This window comes from Streptomyces tailanensis, assembly GCF_008386495.1.
Taxonomy (GTDB): Bacteria; Actinomycetota; Actinomycetes; order Streptomycetales; family Streptomycetaceae; genus Streptomyces; species Streptomyces tailanensis.
This window is the reverse complement of sequence record NZ_VTHJ01000067.1, coordinates 37,901-54,410: the sequence shown is the minus strand read 5'-3', so window position 1 is coordinate 54,410 and position 16,510 is coordinate 37,901. Positions and strand designations below refer to the sequence as shown.

Sequence of the window (16,510 nt, the reverse complement as noted above, 5' to 3'; positions counted from 1 at the left end):
CGCGTCCCCCACCAGATCGCTCACACCCCATCAACGACCCAGAACCCAAACCGTTTCGGATCAATAGCTCGGAATCGCCGGTTAGCAAAACCGGCGATTCCGAGCATCATTGATGGTCCACCGCCACCACCCGCCCATACGTCGAAAGGCACGACCAAGACGACCATCAACTCAGCTCAATTCGCCTCGTCAGCGCCTCACATTGTCGCCTAACTCCGGCCGAACAGGTCCCGAGTGCGATGTCGCCGGTGCCGTGGTGGTCGAGTCCTGTCAGGTCCTGGGGCAAGCCAGAGACGCCGTCGACCTGCATCGGGATGGACTGCACATCGGCTTTGCCCTCAGCCGCGATGCGGCGTGACCTGGCTTACACCTGCTGTTCCAGCAAACTCCGGGCCCGACACCGTGATCCACAACTCGCCACGGGCATTAGGGCCATGCGTTTCCTGCAGTTTCAACACCTATCGGCTGCGCGTAAGCAGCACCGTTTTGAAAGGGACTGGAGAGTCCAAAATGCACAGACAGAGTAACGAGCTGCCGGGCTCCCAGTACAGCCCAACGTACATCCGCGCCACCTGGGACGGAACGGGGAGCGTGGAGGACGCTTCCAGGGTATTCGGTTTCTCTCGAGCGAAAGGCTACGACCTGGTTCGTCGCGGGGAGTTCCCATGTCGCGTGCTGCGCATCGGCCGTACGACACGTGTCGTCACTGCGTCCTTGCTCCGCGTGCTGGAAAGCGGGGAGCCGGAGTACAACGGTGCCCGCGCCGGGCACTACTGACGCCGTCGTGGCCCGCCGCGTGCGGAAGCCTCGCCGGAGCCTTCCGGTCTGGCTCCCTGGCTGACGCTGGTCGCGGTCGCCGACGCCTATCCCGTGCGGCCGAGTCGGCCGCGGCGTCCTCGGGCGCGACCGCGTGCTCGGTGGGTGAGCTGGTCGACCGCGCGGACATCGACGTGGTCGTCAACATCATCCCGCCCACCGCGCACGCTGGGGTCGGCTGGGCAGACGGCTCGGGCCGCGATCGACGATGGTGCGATCGGTGAGCCGGTCGGGGCGACGGCGTTCGTGACGCATTCCCGGACGGAGACCTGGCCCCCCGTCCCGACGTTCCTGTTCCAGCTGACCGCCGTGCGTCAACTTCCCCACTTCACCCGAACGAGGGAATCGGAAAGCCGATTGTCGGCCCAGGTGGCGGGTCGTTGCTGGACCACAGCCAGGCACGCAGCTCCATACGGCGGACAGATTGTCAGTGGTATGCGGTAGAGCCGTTGCCATGTCTTCGACGTTGCGCGACATCGCACCCATCGATCCTGCGGCCGCTCACCCTGGTCTGGGCCTGGATGACTACCAGACCGTGGAGTTGCTGGCCGCGGGCCTGGCTCGGATGTACTTGGACCGGCAACATTCCAGGCAGAGCCTCGGTCCGGAAGACCGGGTCGGGACGTCAGGAGCGTTGCCGCGGGCCTGGCGTACCGCGGTAACCCGGCTGTGGTGGACGGGTCTGGCCCAGCAGGTGAACTGGCCGGGAGACGACCTGGACGTGTTTGCCGCGTGCCGCCGCCCTCTCGGCACTTGGCCGATCCGCCTCGACCTCGCTGAAGGCGACCGGGACCAGGTACTGCTGGAGGGGGATGAACTGTCGGAGTTCGCCGAGCAGTCCGTGGCCTTGGCGGGATGTCAGGATGTCGAGGCGGAGCTGGTGGAGAACCGGGTCTTCGCGCTCCTGATGGCCGCCGCCCAGGCCAACGGCAGCACGCAGCAAGAGATCCAGGACGCTTATGTGACCCTCCGGCTGCTGCTGGTTCACCAGCCAGTCCTCAGCGACCTGGACGTGATCAAACGGGTATGGGCAATGCCGGCGGCTGCCCCGCAAGGCGAGCCGTACGTGAAGGACCTGGTACGCGCCGCCTACCGGTTCCAGCCGGCACCGGGCACGGTGACACTGCGGGTGTGCGACAGCTGTGGCAATCCGCTGACCTCCCCGCTCGTGCGCTGCCCGGTGGCCAGCTGTCCGGGCCGGGCCGGGACTCGCACCGTCCGCACGCTGGAGGGGTACTGGGTGCAGAACCGGGCCACCCGCCGCTTTCACCACGATGCCGGCCTGGTCGAAGACCGTCTGTTCAAGGGCAGCGACGCCCTGGCCGCGCAGCTGGTCGAGGACGGCTGCCCCATTCGGGTGTCGTTGGAACGCTACCCATTGATGGACACGTGGGACGGCAGCCTGCATTTCACCCACGGGGACGGAAGCGCGGAATGCTGGCTGTTCGACGCCAAGGACACCGTCAGTGCGACCCTGCTGGGACGCTGCTTCAGCCCTCCGTCCGAACCCGAAGCCGCGCGCCGTTTCCTGGTGCTCGCGCAGCACCGGGCGACCCCCGCCTACCGAGCCGACTTGGAACGCGAACTCCACGGCCGGGTCCGCGGCATCACCGTGATGGACGAAACCACGTTCCTGCGCCAGGCCGCGCAGCACGCACGACGGCTCGGAGGGCGGGCATGAGGAACATCCGCGCCTGGATGGACCCCCTGGTCAAGGAGCTGTCCGATGAGGCCGTCAGCTCGCTGTTGGGGCCACTGCAGCCACGGGAACTTTGCCAACTCGAACTCGGCCTGACGTTCCTCGCCGACCACCTGCCAGGCAAAGGGGTGGGCTCACTGTGGCCGGTCCTGTCCGGCTACAGCATTCCCCGGCCGGGCCTGGACCGGGAGATCCGCTCACTGCGCATGTTGATGGGCGACCTCGCTCGCTCGGGCCAGTTCCTCCACCTTCTGGACCGATATCTCAGCGCCGATGCCCGCCTGCGCGGCTTCGACGCCGAGCAAACCGGGCGCCACGTCCGCCCAAGCACCGTCTTCACCCCGCAGTCCTCGCCCTACCTCATCGGCCGACACGATGTGTACCGGCAGGCCCTCAAGGCCACGGTCGCCTACACCCCGGTCACCTTCTGTCCGGCACCCGTAGGATCAACCGTCTCTTTCGAGCGAGCCGACGGCTCCTGGGAGTCGGCGCACCTGCCCGAATGGCTGCCTGCGGACGCCCCTCTGACGCTGCAGGATCCGGCGGCCTCGCGCCACCGTGCTCCGTTCATCTTCACCCGCGGCGAGTTGCGCACCGTCGCCGCATCCGTTGACGAACTCCTCCAGGACCAGCCGCACATCACCAATCGCGACTGGGCACAGCGCCTAGCGGCCATAGAGTTCGCCGTCCCCGACCCGGGTGCCGGCACCCTGGACGACCTCACCGACGACGACCGACCGCTTGCCCTGGACGGCGTCCTCCACCTGGTCGGGCTGATGAACTCCGGCAAGTCCACGCTCATGGACCTGCTCACCGTGCTCGCCGTGCGGCGCGGTCTACGCGTCGGCTACCTGCTGGCGTCAGCCGCCGACGTGTACGCCAAGGCCGCATTTCTGCGCGCGCTGGGGATCAATGCGGTGCCCCAGATCGGCCGCAGCAACCGCTCCGAGCACGTGGCCGCCTACTGGCGCACCACGCTTCACGACCAGGACACCCTCGTCCCCACCCACGCCGACGGGGCCGCTCGCTACACGGTGGACATGTGCCTGCTCGACCAACTGATCGGCGGAGAGCCGCTGGAGGAGAAAGACCGACCCTGCCGCGGCAGATTGAAGGTCGCCGGAAAGCGCGGGATGCGGGACTGCCCGATGCTCTCCCGCTGCCCGCGCCACCATGACCTGCATGACCTCGGCGACGCCGAGGTCATCCTCACCACACCTGCCGGCATGCTCCACTCCAAAGCCGGCTGGTCAGCCGCGAACATGCGCGTCATCGAGCGGTTCCAGCACGATCTGGACCTGCTCCTGGTCGACGAGGCCGACGACGTCCAGCGCAACCTGGACAACGCCTTCCTCCAGCAGCGGGTGCTGACCGCGCCGAGGGACGGCTGGTCCACCCGCACCCGGCATTCGGTGGCCGAAAGCCTCGACCACCGCTGGCACCTGCCCCTGAACAACCCCGACGTCCAACGCTATGAGGAACTCGAACGCCGTCACGGCCAAGCCCGCATCCGCCTGTACCAGCTGCTGGTCGATGAGGAGGGGGCGCCGCTGCGCGACATGTTGGGCCGGGGCCCCTTCAGCGGCCACACGCTGCTACGCCACCTGGCCCGCGCCCTCCACGGTCTGGGGGAACGCTCCGAGCACCAGAAGTCGCCCCAACTCGAAGACCAGGCACAGGATTTTTTCGAAGCAAGGCTGCAACCACTCGCCGCCGAGTCCATGGACCCGCCGCCCAGCGACCTCGCGCCCCTGCTGGAGGCCATGACCTCCGCCCATGACGGCACCTCTCACCCGGATGTCGCAGCGCTCGCGTGGCTGCGCCAGTGCGGCGCCCCCGAAACCGTCCTCTCCGATGGCCCCACCGACACCGATGCGACCGACGGCATCGAGGCAGAAGACCACCCCGAAGACGGCGAGGCGATTGGCCAACCCGAACCACGCGAACTGCAGTGGGCCCGTTTGCTGCAGGCCGGTATCTGGGCGGCCCGGATCACCACGACGTTCTTCGAGATGGCCAAGCTCTACCCGGCCGTCAATGCGGACCTCGCCCTGGACGTGGACGAAGAAGCCGGGTTCCTCAAGGACCAGCCGCCCCGTGAACTGCTGGCATTCGTCCCCGAACAGCCCGCCGGGAACCTGATGTCGCTGGAATGGCAGCCCACCCCCAACGGTGACAGCGGCTCCCTGCGCATCCTTTGGCTGCGCGGCGTGGGCCGCTGGCTCCTGTACCACCTGCACGACCTGCTGTCCCCAGAGGGCATCGACGGCCCCAACACTGTCCTTGCCTCAGCGACGTCCCATGCCCCGGCGGCGCCGAAATTCCACATCGATCTTCCCGTCGGCCTCGTGCTGCGCACCCCCAAGTCCTCCCGCGCCGCCCTGGCCGCCTCCCGGATGTTCCTACGCCCGGGATACACCGCCCAAGGCCGTCCGGTGTTCGTCTCCGGCACGGGTGGCGATCCCGAGCGCCGCGCCCAGGCCCTGCTGCAGAACACCGCCGCGCTGTGTCTGCCCCGGCCCGGGGCCACCATCGACCTGCTCGCCCAGGTGCGCCAGCTGCTGGCCGAGGGCCGCAAGCAGGTGCTGTTCACCGTGCTCAGCACCCGCGATGCCGAAACCGTCGCCGCCTACATCAACCTACGCACCCCGTACACCGCGCGGCACGTGGTCCGCGACGGCGACACCCCCGGCCCCTATGGAATCGCCCGCCGCCAGGTCGCCACCTTCCCCGCCACCGGCGCCGACATCCTCGTCGCCGCCGAAGGCACCATCCAACGCGGCCACAACCTCCTCAACGCCCGCCGCGAAGCCGCCCTCGGCGCGATCTTCTACCTGGTGCGGCCACACCCCCCGGGCGACGACTCATCGTTCGTCCTGTCCCTGCTCGGCGCCGACGCCATGCGCCGCCTGGCCGACCCCGCCGACCTGTCCGTCCCTGGCACAGATGCCGACGATCTCGCCCGCCGACTGCGTCACGGGGCCCGCGCCACCTGGAGCCTGTTCGGCCAGCCAGTGCTCTTCTCCCGCCTGGCCGAACAAAGACTCCGCGACGCCTTCGCCGGGAACCAACTGATCTCCACCTACCAGACCGCCGGCCGCGGCATCCGCGGGGACGTCCCCGTCCTCGTCTACCTGTGCGACGCCGCCTGGGCCCCGCGCACCGCAGACCGCGACGAAACCGCACCCGACACCGAGCGCACCAGCCTCCTAGTCGCCACCCAGCACCTGCTTGACCGCATGCTCACCGCCCCCCGCCCCGACGTCTCGGCGGCCGAACGCCTCAACTACGCCGTGCAGGACGCCTGTTGGGGTCTGGCCGGGCACCTGTACGCCACCATCGACCTGGGAAACTGACATGCCCCACTACCCCCGGCAGCAGTCCGCCGTCTTCGTCTTCGCCCACGACGCCGAACTCACCGTGCACACCCGCTCGGCCGCCATCCCCGCTCCCTGGCTGCGCCATCTGCGCACCGTCTGGGAGACCCGCCCCGGACGCCACAGCGCCGGCAGTCTGCCCACCCGCAGCCTGTCCGCCCTGCTGCCCGCCTTCGATCCCCGCATCACCGCCCTGAGCCATCATCTCGAATCACCGCACGCGCTGCGGGCCACCGCCGAGCCCGCCGCCCCCTTCGACCTGGCCGTCGCCGCCTGGGCCGCGTCTGACGTCGCCCCCCACCTGCCCAATACCGACTGGGAAGCCCTCCTAGGCGAACACCCCGTGCAATGGCAAAGCGACGACCTCAACCTCGCCCACCTCGCTCGCGCCCACGTGCATCCCAACAACACCGCCAACCCGGCCGAACCGGTCTGGTCCCTGCTGCCCAGCCTGCTCGCCGAACACATCACCACCACCGGCCTCACCCTTGCCGGCCACGACTACACCGGCTGGCTCGGCCCCACCCAGCCCGACAACCGCCGCCGCGTATACCTCGGCCCGCCCATCGCGCTCACCGACCGCACCGGCGCCCACGGCCTGTACACGCACTACATCGAGTTCCACCTGGAAACCATCCCCGGCGACCCCCAGGTCCGCGTGCACGCCGACCTCCACATGGCCCGCTTCGCCGCCCTCCCGATGAGCTACGTCCCGCGCCGAGGTGACAAGGCCGCCACCCTCAGTGCCCTCCTCCACACCGACACCGGCTTCTTGACCTCCCACGAGCGCCGCATGCTCGTCCAGGCCGAACTCACCCTCCAGCACACCAGCGACGGTCCCCGCCTGGCCTGGTCGCCACGCATCTCCCGTCTCCTGGCGCTGCTCTCCCGCCCCCGCTACCCCGCGCCCGACACCCTGCGCACCGATCCCGCCTCGCTGGCCACCAGCACCGAGCAGTCCGTCGCCGCGTGGGCCACACACAGCACCGGCATGCGCTACTCGCTGCCCGAACACCCTGAGGCAACGCCGGCTGTCCGCAAAAGTGCCGAGCACCCGGCGGCCCCCGGCTACCAGCCGCGCGACCACCTGGAGGTCTTCGACGCCCTCACCCCGCTCTTCGCCCCGCTCGGCCTGATCCCGATCGCAGCCACCCGCAAGGCCCCCGCCCGCACCCGCGCCCTCCCGCCACCCTCCGCCCGCATCCCGGCCGGCCCCCGCCCCCACTACCACCTGGAGCACTGGACCACATCGCCCCGCACCCGCCAGGCCCTCCACCTCGCCCTCACCGAAAAACTCCAACTCGCCCCTGAACCATCCGAGTCCGCCTACAGCCCGGCCACCTACACCGGCGAGGACTACAGCCTCACCGTGCACCCCTACGATCCCGGCACCCTCACCGGTGGAACGTCTCGTTCCGCCCATCCTGATCGCGCCGTGCGCCGCGCTGAGGACGACCAGGCCCGCGCCGCCCATACCCAGCAGATCCACGACCACGTCCCGCGCACTGCTGCCCTGCGGGCTGCGGTCATCGAACTTGAGGACCAGCACTACTTCGGCCGCAACCAACTCCTCGACCCGAAAACCTCGTTCAAGGCGACCCTGCCTGCGCTGGGACGGCGGGTGCAGTGCATGCGCCCCGTCCTCCCTGCCCCCGACAAAGCCAGCAAGGTCAAGCGCTATCCCGGAACCGACCTTCGCTCCAGCGACATCGAACGCGCCGCCGCCTCCGCGCTCGACGCCCTGCGCCAGATCGGCTACCTTCCCGACCTGCCCCAACCTCCCGGCATCACGGGCCCCTTCGAGCTGATCACCCTGTGGATGCCGCCCGCCCCTGGCAACCAGTGCGTCCCGATGATCCTGCGCGCCCGACCCGGCACCGCACCCACCGCACAGCTCATGCCCACCCGAGGCAGCCGCTACGAACCCGAAATCCCCTTCACCCAGCTCCCCCTAGTCCTCACCGACAAACGCGGCCGCATCAACGCCTACCGCGAGCGCCCGGCTCTCGTCGACTTCCTCCGCCAGGCCCTGGCCCCAGACAGCACCACCGACCGGATCTTCCTCGCCCGCGCCGCCACCCTGCGCAACCGCGACATCTGGCCCTGGCTCCAGGACACCCATCTCACCCCCGGCGCCGTCCACGCGCCCGGCACCCGCCTGGATCAACCCGAATCAATCCCCACCCCGCGCAAACCCGACGACCTGCCTGGCCTACGCATCATCCGGCTCCGCGAGGCCGCCGACCGCGCCGCAGTCGCCCAACTCTTCGGCGTCCCCTACGACGAACAAGCCCAGCAACGTACCCCCGGAAACGGACGCTTCAGCGGCCTCGTCCAGCACAGCGACACCGTCTTCTACGGACTCAACCCCCGCCCCGCCCAAAACCAGACCCCGCTCGATGTCACCAAACTCGACCCCGCACGCCCCCAGGACGCCACCTGGTCCGTACACAACCCCCGACCATTGGAGATCGTCACCGCCTTCCTCCAGGACGGCGACGATCCCGCCGAACTCGCCATGTACGTCCAGGCCCTGCGGCGCTCTGTCCTGCACACCACCAACGGCACTGTCTGGCCCTGGCTCATCCACTGCGCCGATCTCATGACCGAGTACCTCGTATAGGACCCACCCCGGCAAACCCAATAGCCTCGGCTGCACCCCTCATCGCTGGCGGGTACGGCCGAGGCGGGCCACACCTCACCCAGGCACGATGCACCCGCCATAGGGCCGGAGTAGATCTCCGCCGCTGGCACGGAAGCGCAGAACCTGCTAGGCGTTCCGCACAGGTAGGGAGCGAACCCTGCGGCCAGCAGGGGGCCGCCCGTAGGTGCCTGATACTCAGCCGCTGCATCAACATCGGCTCCTGGACCGAAATGTGAGGAGGGTCAGCTCGCGCAACTGCCGACGGAACCCCAGCGTAGAAAGTCCGTACCGCCGGCGCCGTCGAGGACCGCAACCGCGTACTGGGCGTAGCCCCATTCCGGCCGGGCGCGGGATTCGGTGAGGATTGACTGGCACGCCACACCTGCGGCAACCTGCCCCCAATTTTCCCGCGTGCTCTGGTCCCACTCGGGCTTGGTCGCCCACACATGCATCACGCCTTCGTGCGGGGCGAAGCCGATGCTGGTGTTCTCGTCGCTGATGTAGCGGGGTCATGGAAGAGCCGGGAATTGCCGTTCTACCCTACGAATAGCTGATGGACCGCCTCGGTTGCCGATCGGTTCTCGTTTTCGTCGGCACCCGTACGCCAATCGGACGAACTACACCTGACTCCTGATAAACCCGTCAGGCAGGCACGCTGTAGATGAATTCCTTACCGCCTCGATCGGGGCCTGCTGAGCGTTCACGCCTGAGCGCTCCTGCTTCGAGGAGACGCTTGAGTCGGTTGTTCGCGTTGGGCAGGGAGATATGCAGTTCCTCGGCAAGCTCGGCCGCACGGAACGTGTTGAGTTCGCGGGCACACCTATAGGTGTCAGCCAGGACTTCTGCGTCTCCGAGGAGAGTGCGGCTCTCCGCATCCACGGCGAACTGCTTGCGCCGTTGGAGGCATACGTTGACTGCGTCGCGGGTCTCTTCGTTCAAGCCCCCGAGTTGCACGGCTTCGACAGCGTTTTCTGCTGCGAGGAGTGTGTAGAACTTGCCGAGGAACTCGTCCGCGAAGCTGTTGGTCATTGCTGTGACGCCGGTGAAGTCGATGGTCAGCAGGGCCTGGGCGTCAGAGCGTCGCAGACGCTCTTCCAGGTCAGCTCGTGCTGTGGCGCCTGCTGCTCGCGTGAAGAGGAACTGCCCGTAGGGCTGTACGGGGAAGGTGATTGTTCCTTGCCTCGTCGTTTTCATTGAAGCCATTGAAGCATACTGAGGTTACGGCGCAAATGAAACTCTCAGCCATGCCCAGGTGCCCTGTATGGGCATCGCCGCGGCGAGGGTGCTGACGGTTCGCATCCCGGTGCGGTGCCGGGCAGCGCGCACCAGCCCGCTTCCGCTGCGCACAACGAGCCGGGTCGGACCGGTGGTGCCGGCCTGACGGAGCAGGTCGGGCAGTCCGTTGCCGCGGCTGTCCCGGGTGCCGCTGATGCCGGGTTGGAGGGCCTGGCGGAGTGCGGTTTCACTGTCCGTCAAACCAGCGTGGTCAGGATTTCGGCACAGGTGGGCGAGGACGCCAATGCCGTTGTCACATATGGCCACTTCCAGACGCCGGGTTCCGGTGGTCTTTCCGGTGTACGCCTGGGCGGCGATATAGGCACCCGCTTGGCCGTGACCGTGACTAACGGCGTTGTCGATGAGTTCGCCGACACTGCGGGCGACCCGAGCGCCTGGGGACGCGCCGAGATTGGCCAGGGCGAGCAGTCCGATGCGCTCACTAACGTCGGGGGCGGTCTCTGGGGTCAGCAGAGTCGTCTCGAGGAGGGTGGTGTGGTGGTCGCTGCGGACGTCGAACGGAACGGCTCCGACCGCAATGGTGCTTTCGGGAAGCTGGGCGAGGAGGTCCATCCGCTGCAAGTAGGAGGTGACACGGGGGTCGGAGGGCAGGCGCAGGACGCTCTTGCTGGAGGCGACGGCGGTGGCGTGAGCGAGTGCGGCAACGGCGGTGAGGTCGAGAGGGCTGATGAACCGCAGGCGCGTGGCGTCGATCGTGACGACCTGGTCGGCGCGGCGCTCGGGAGTCAGGTCAGCGCGGAGGAGCGGATGCCGTCCGGCGAGTTCGAGTAGCACGGCATATCAGGATGCCAGGAGGGCCACCCCGGTAAGTGCGTCACCCGTTTGGGCGTGTCGCGTGTGTCTCTGGTGACCCGTGATACGGTTTCATTGTATTCAGTGAAACCGAGCAGAGGATGCGCGATGCCTGACATCTCCACCGCCCCAGACGTAGCCCACCGGCGCGAGTACAAGATCCTCGTGAACACGCGCGAGAAGACCGTCCACAAGGACACCCTGACCTTCGAGGAGGTGGTCCAGCTGGCCTTCGACCCGGTCCCGTCGGGCCCGAACATCCTCATCACGGTGAGCTTCCGGCACGCCCACCAGAAGCCGGCCGACGGCACCCTGACCGCCGGGGGCAGCGTCGAGATCAAGAACGGGACGGTGTTCACCGTTGTCGCCACTGACAAGTCGTAGCCCCGACCTGAAGCGCCTCCAAGAGGAGGGCTTCGAGATCGACGTGAAGGACGGCCACCTGATCGTCACCCACATCCCCTACGTGGCCGGGGATCGCACGGTGCGGTTCGGGATCCTCGTGTCCGAGCTGACACTGGCTGGCGACATCACCCGGGCCCCGAGCACGCACGTGGTCTACTTCAGCGGCGACACCCCGTGCGACCACAAGGGACAGCCACTCAACCAGCTCATCAACGGGCCGTCCGGCTCGGTGCTGGCCGGTGTGCGGACGACCTTCATGTTCTCCAGCAAGCCGGTCGGCACAGGCGTGTACAACGACTACTACGAGAAGGTGACCGCTTACGCGGCGATCCTGTCCTCCCCCGCCCAGGAACTGAACCCCGAAGCAACGGCGCGCACGTACAGAGTGGTGCCCGGCGAACCGCAAGACTGCGTCTTCCGCTACGCCGACACCGCCTCCAGCCGGGCCGGCATCGGAACAACCACGCAGCGTCTGGCCTCGATTGAGGATGTGGCGATCGTCGGTCTGGGCGGCACCGGCGCCTACATCTTGGATTTGGTCGCCAAGACCCCGGTCGCGCGAATCCATCTGTTCGACGGCGACCGTTTCCTTCAGCACAACGCCTTCCGGGCACCCGGCGCGGCTTCCGCGGAGGAACTAGAGGGCGCACCGCTGAAGGTCGACTACTACGCCGCCCTTTACGGGAAGATGCGGTACGGCATCGTACCGCGCCCGGTGTTCGTCGATGAAACGAGCGCCGAAGAGTTGCGCGAGATGGACTTCGTGTTCCTGGCGCTCGACCAGGGAGCAGCAAAGCGCCTGTTGGTCGAGCAACTCGAGGAGTACGGCGTCTCATTCGTGGACGTGGGTATGGGCATACTCGAGGGCGACGACGCGCTGACGGGACTGCTGCGTATAATCACCAGCGTTCCTGGCCAGCGCAGCCATATCCACGAGCGGCAGCGGATTCCCTTCGCAGACGGGGACGAGCACAACGCGTACGCGCGCAATATCCAGATCGCCGATCTGAACGCGCTCAACGCCGCCCTCGCAGTGGTGAAGTGGAAGAAGCTCTGTGGCTTCTACGCCGACCTTGAGCACGAACACCACAGCGTCTACCAGCTTGACGGGAACATCCTCACCAACGAGGACACGACGTGACGGACGTCCGGCTGACACACATGTTCATCGACCACTTCCCGGAGAAATTGACCCAGGACGTGGTGTACATCTCCTTCCCTCACGCTCTGGTCGCCCACTTGTGCTGCTGTGGCTGCGGCTACGAGGTCGTCACCCCCCTCGCGCCCCGAGAATGGAAGCTGACCCTCGACGGGGTATCGGTCTCCCTGCACCCCTCCATCGGAAACTGGAGCTTCCCCTGCAAGTCCCACTACTGGATCCGCAACAACACCGTCATCTGGGCCAGACAGTGGACCAAAGAGGAGATCTCGGCCAGCCGCGCAGCATCGCGCGCAACTAACCAGCCAGCGCGCCGTACAAAACCCCCCGTGTCAGCCCAGTCCGCCGCAGCCTCGTGCCTTGCCTTCAGATGGTGGGCTGCCCTGCGGAAGCGCAAGCCCCGATAGCCGAGCGGGCCGGGTGTCGGGCAGATCGCTACCCGACACCAGCGCACGATGCGATGCAGCGCGGCGTTGGCCTGCCGGTCGCCGCCGCGGTTGAGGCGACGGATCTGCCGGCCTCCCGAGGAGCGCTCGACAGGGCTGACACCGCACAGCGCGGCGAACGACGCCTCGCTGTCCAGCCGTTCAGGGTTGTCCCCCACCGTGATCAGCAACGTGACCGCCGTGTCCGGACCGATCCCCACCACGTCGAGCAGCTGCGGGGCATGCCGTTCCACGAGCCGGGCAAGACAAGTCTCCACGTCCCGGATCTGCTCGGAGAGCTGGCCAATCCTGCGAGCCAGTCTTCAACTTCCCGACCAGCCGCTCGACTTCGTTTCTGCGGGCATACGATACGGAATCGAAGCCGGTAGACCGACGCACCGCGTAAGACAACTCACCGGAGTCCGCCAAGGAATTTCCAGGAGGCAATGCACACCACACCTGACGCATTGTCCGACGCGACAGATAATCTCATCGGGTGGCCCAAGACGTCGCTGCACCGTCGGGACGTGTGTGACTGCGCAGGCGCCAGGGGTGCTCCGGGGCGCGGTGTCCGCGCCGGGTGTGTGCCTCCTTGGGTGGGTGGGTGCTGACTGTTTTCGGAGGAACTGCTGGTGGCGCAGATCGACTTCCGTCTCGTCCAGACCGCGGTCATGGGAGGCCGGGATTCGGACCAGCCGGTCATCCTGCCCGAGGAGCCGCACAATCTGGATGAGTTCCGCCGCCAGTTCGGCAAGGACGACTTCTGGTGCGGAACGCTGCTCGGTGGCTGCGGCGAGCGGCTGATGACCAAGCGCTACGAAACGAAGGTCTGTCACTTCTCCCATTTCCCGGACCGCGACGGAAGCCGGGCGGCTTGTCATCGCACGGCCAACGGCGTCGACAGCGCCGATCACCTGTTCGTCAAAGCGCACGTGATGCAGTGGCTGGCGGGCCAGGGGCACGCGGCGCAGGCCGAGTTGTGCAGCCTCGGGCGCGGCCCCGGGGATGCCGTGGACTTCGTGCTGCGTGCCACGAATCAACGCCTTCGCTTCGAGCTGCGGCCCAACGACTACCGCAGCTGGCGTGGAACGGCGGACAGCCTGGCCGCCAAGGAAGGGCACGTCGAGTGGGTCTTCGGGCTGGAGAGCGCCATCACCCGGGATATGACGGCCCGCTACGGCTATGCCCTGCGGGTGCGGTGCGAAACCGACGGCAACAGCCGCCGGGTTCTGATCGGCACCGTCACCGAGAACCGCCCCGTCGCCTGGTCTCCGCTCGAGCAGTGCCGGATGACCGGCGACGGCCTCATCACCCCCGACCTCGACGAACTGCGTAACCGCGGGCTGATCCGCGAGGGCGCCGCGCGCCACGCCGCCGTGGCCGGCAGCCTGCCGCTGCGCGGCGCCGAGATCGTCTTCGCGATCGACGGCGAGGCCCGGCCGGACACCGACTCGCCCCTCGTGGAGGGCGGCCGGTACCTGATATCCGGATTCATCAAACCGGCCGGACACCGGATCCTCAAGGCCCAGCTCTCCTTGCCCCACGACACACCCCGCCCCACCGAGCAGTACGTGTACCGGCTGGCGGGCGCGGTGCGCCTGCTGGTCACCGAAGCCGACTGGCCGGGTGAGAACACCGGCTGGGCGGTGCGCGCGGACAGCCTCATCCAGCTCAAGGGTCTGGACGCGGAACGTACCGGCCTGTGGCGTCCCCCCGTCGCCTTGGACGAGCCCCTGCCCGCGCCGAAGCCCGCCACGCCCGCCCCGGCCCCCACCGTTCCGGTGCAGTCCCAGGGCAGCCGCACCGCCACACTGTTGCGGCGGGCTCTCGAAGACGTGGCGCGGGAGGGGGCCACCACCACGTGGAAACAGCTGGCCGAGCGGGTCGGCCTGGATCTCGCGCACCTGCCCGATCCCAAGCGCCGGGACCTCCTCGTGGAGGTCGACAAGCCGCGAGATCGGAACCGGTCGCTGTTGTGCGTCCTGGTCCGCGCGCCCTCCGGCCGTCCCCTGTCCTATCTCGCCACCGTGCTGCGCCTGCTCCAAGTCCCCGCCCCGGCCTCGGAGTCCGCGCTGTACCGGTGGAGCGACGAGCAGATCCGCGCTGCGCATACGGCGTACGGCCACCGTACTCCTCCCCTACCGGCATCGGCTGCTATTGCGGAGGCGCCCCGCCCCGCGGAAGCTCGGGCCGCCCAGGAACAGCTGACCCTCCTCAAGGCTCAGTTGGCCGTGGGCCGTGCCACGTTGCCCCACGCCACCGGCCGTCGCGCCGCCCGTCTGGCCACCACGGTCAAGGACGGCGAACAGCACCAACGGCTCTACGAGACTGTCCGGCAACGCAGGCAGGAGCTGCGCGCGTGGCAACGCGAGGGCGAGCGGCTCCTGGACGACCTCGACCGCCTCATTGGCCACCCTCTGCCGGCGTCTGCGCCCCCGAAGAGGAGCACGCCCGCCGTCCCGCCCGCCGCGGCGAAGAGCCCCGTCTCGCCGGGGAAGGACCAGCGCACGTTCCAGGCGCAGGCGACAGCAGACATCGCCCGTCTGAGGCAGCTGTTCAAGCAGGCCCGTGATGCCGACGACCTGAACGAGGCCAGACGGATCCGCCAGGAGGTCTCACGGATCGCCACGGGTCACCTGTCCGGTGAGCCACGGCAGAACCTCCTACTGCTCCGCACCGACCTGCAGACCTGGATCAACAGCCGTGAAGCAGCAGCCGCCCACGCGGCGCTGCGCACCTTGTTCGCCGACCTCGCGACGGCCGGCCCCGCCCCCACGTCTCTCGCCCTGCGCAGTGCCCTGGCCCACTCGAAGATTCTCAAACGACGCTGCCCCGGCCCCCTGCCGCAGGACCTCGACACGGCGCTCGCCCGCCTGGAAGCCCAGGTCAACGGCGAATCGGTGACTCCAGATGGCGGAGCCCCCCTGTCGGCGACCCACCCGTCACCCAGCGGCGCGCCACCTTCCGAGTCTGCCGCTTTCGCAGAAGCCCGAGCGGAGTTCGCCTGGCTCGTGAAGGAGATCCGTGCCGCGCAGGAGGCCGGCGACCTGGCTGCGGTCCAGACCGCGCGCCACTTGGCCGGACCCATCTACGGCCGGCGCCTGTCGCCCGAAGACCGTGCCACCTACACGCCGTTGATGCGCGAGGTGAAGGCGTGGTGCCAGGAACAGGATCCGAACACGGACCCGATCCTGCGCCGTATCCGTCAAGTCCTCGCCGAACTCGGCCGTGCCGGCAACGGCCTGGCCACCGAGGAACTCGCCGCATTCCTCGACGAGATCAGCTCGCTGCGCCGTCAGTTGGACCGGCGCCTACCGGTGCTCGAAGAGGTTCAGGTCAAGCGGTGGAAGCGCCAGCTCAAGGCCGGCACCTCGAGCGCGCCGCGTCGTGCCGCACCGCGCGCGGCGGACCCGGTCAAGGCCGTCCCCGGTCCCGAGGCCACCGCACCGTCTCCCCCGGACCGTCTGCCGATCGAGACCATCGACAAGCTGGCCGCCATCGCCCGGGACGTCCTCAAGGACGCGGCGCGCAGCGGCGGCTCACTTCTGACGTGGGGTGACCTGCGGCTGCGGATAGCGGGCGGGCTGCCGCACCTGCACCCGGACGACCAGGGTGAACTCCTGGTCGCCGTCGACCGGGAGACACCGGTCGGTGAACCGCTGCTGTCCACACTCGTCGCGAGCTCGGACGCCTCGCTGCACTGGCTCTACCGCCACGTCCGCTTCAGCCTCGGCCGCGAACGCATACCCGAACCAGACCTTCCCGCCCACTGGGCCACCGAAGTCCTGCGCCTGCGCCAAACCTGGCGCCACCGCTGACCTGCCGCACTCAGCGAACGGCGTGCGGGCCCAGCCGGCCCGCCGTTCAGCTCGGTCGCGGACATCCGCCGGCCCCGGC

Annotated in this window: 9 protein-coding genes and 1 pseudogene; 7 read left to right on the top strand and 3 right to left on the bottom strand. The window is 68.2% G+C overall.

Translation table 11 applies throughout. From position 1 onward, the window contains the following. The first annotated feature begins 1,270 nt into the window (after positions 1-1,270). Genes F3T56_RS37880 through F3T56_RS37870 form a run of 3 tightly spaced genes read left to right on the top strand, consistent with a single transcriptional unit; the run spans position 1,271 to position 8,515 of the window. The gene (locus tag F3T56_RS37880) at positions 1,271-2,497 is read left to right on the top strand and encodes a restriction endonuclease-related protein (protein ID WP_149830015.1); all 1,227 of its coding nucleotides are present in this window, start codon (positions 1,271-1,273) and stop codon (positions 2,495-2,497) included. Next, positions 2,494-5,871, top strand: coding sequence for a pPIWI_RE_Z domain-containing protein (locus F3T56_RS37875; RefSeq protein ID WP_149830014.1), 3,378 nt, complete (start codon positions 2,494-2,496; stop codon positions 5,869-5,871). Before F3T56_RS37880 ends, F3T56_RS37875 begins: the two co-directional genes overlap by 4 nt. Position 5,872: 1 nt before the next feature. Continuing rightward, on the top strand, positions 5,873-8,515 hold the full coding sequence (locus F3T56_RS37870; protein WP_149830013.1) for an RNaseH domain-containing protein: 2,643 nt from the start codon (positions 5,873-5,875) through the stop codon (positions 8,513-8,515). A 663-nt stretch (positions 8,516-9,178) separates the two neighbouring features. On the opposite strand, the gene F3T56_RS37865 is transcribed toward F3T56_RS37870, so the two are convergent. Next, a complete protein-coding gene (locus tag F3T56_RS37865) occupies positions 9,179-9,730 on the bottom strand; it encodes a MarR family transcriptional regulator (protein WP_216373057.1) in 552 nt (183 codons plus the stop codon). Between the two features lie 24 nt (positions 9,731-9,754). Beyond that, on the bottom strand, positions 9,755-10,606 hold the full coding sequence (locus tag F3T56_RS37860) for a hypothetical protein (RefSeq protein ID WP_149830012.1): 852 nt from the start codon (positions 10,604-10,606) through the stop codon (positions 9,755-9,757). Positions 10,607-10,732: 126 nt separating this feature from the next. Here F3T56_RS37860 and F3T56_RS37855 point away from each other — a divergent pair, with 126 nt between their 5' ends. Genes F3T56_RS37855 through F3T56_RS50315 form a run of 3 tightly spaced genes read left to right on the top strand, consistent with a single transcriptional unit; the run spans position 10,733 to position 12,595 of the window. After that, positions 10,733-11,008, top strand: a complete 276-nt coding sequence (locus F3T56_RS37855) for a multiubiquitin domain-containing protein (protein WP_149830011.1) — start codon at positions 10,733-10,735, stop codon at positions 11,006-11,008. Beyond that, positions 10,986-12,170 (top strand): ThiF family adenylyltransferase, encoded by a 1,185-nt coding sequence (locus F3T56_RS37850; RefSeq protein WP_149830010.1) that lies wholly within the window; start codon positions 10,986-10,988, stop codon positions 12,168-12,170. The genes F3T56_RS37855 and F3T56_RS37850 overlap by 23 nt, the downstream gene beginning before the upstream one ends. A gap of 20 nt (positions 12,171-12,190) precedes the next feature. Beyond that, entirely contained in the window at positions 12,191-12,595 is a 405-nt protein-coding gene (locus F3T56_RS50315) for a ubiquitination-like system serine protease family protein (RefSeq protein WP_246204276.1), read from the top strand. Between the two features lie 41 nt (positions 12,596-12,636). Here F3T56_RS50315 and F3T56_RS50310 read toward each other — a convergent pair. Continuing rightward, positions 12,637-12,933 (bottom strand): annotated as a pseudogene (locus tag F3T56_RS50310) (transposase); the annotation flags it as partial. A 312-nt stretch (positions 12,934-13,245) separates the two neighbouring features. Here F3T56_RS50310 and F3T56_RS37835 point away from each other — a divergent pair. Then, entirely contained in the window at positions 13,246-16,431 is a 3,186-nt protein-coding gene (locus F3T56_RS37835; RefSeq protein WP_149830008.1) for a competence protein CoiA family protein, read from the top strand. Positions 16,432-16,510 lie beyond the last annotated feature (79 nt).

Coding starts and splice junctions, on each gene's coding strand:
- F3T56_RS37855 (WP_149830011.1), top strand. CDS start 10,733: ATGCCTGACATCTCCACCGCCCCAGACGTAGCCCACCGGCGCGAGTAC.
- F3T56_RS37880 (WP_149830015.1), top strand. CDS start 1,271: ATGTCTTCGACGTTGCGCGACATCGCACCCATCGATCCTGCGGCCGCT.
- F3T56_RS37875 (WP_149830014.1), top strand. CDS start 2,494: ATGAGGAACATCCGCGCCTGGATGGACCCCCTGGTCAAGGAGCTGTCC.
- F3T56_RS37870 (WP_149830013.1), top strand. CDS start 5,873: ATGCCCCACTACCCCCGGCAGCAGTCCGCCGTCTTCGTCTTCGCCCAC.
- F3T56_RS37865 (WP_216373057.1), bottom strand. CDS start 9,730: ATGAAAACGACGAGGCAAGGAACAATCACCTTCCCCGTACAGCCCTAC.
- F3T56_RS50315 (WP_246204276.1), top strand. CDS start 12,191: ATGTTCATCGACCACTTCCCGGAGAAATTGACCCAGGACGTGGTGTAC.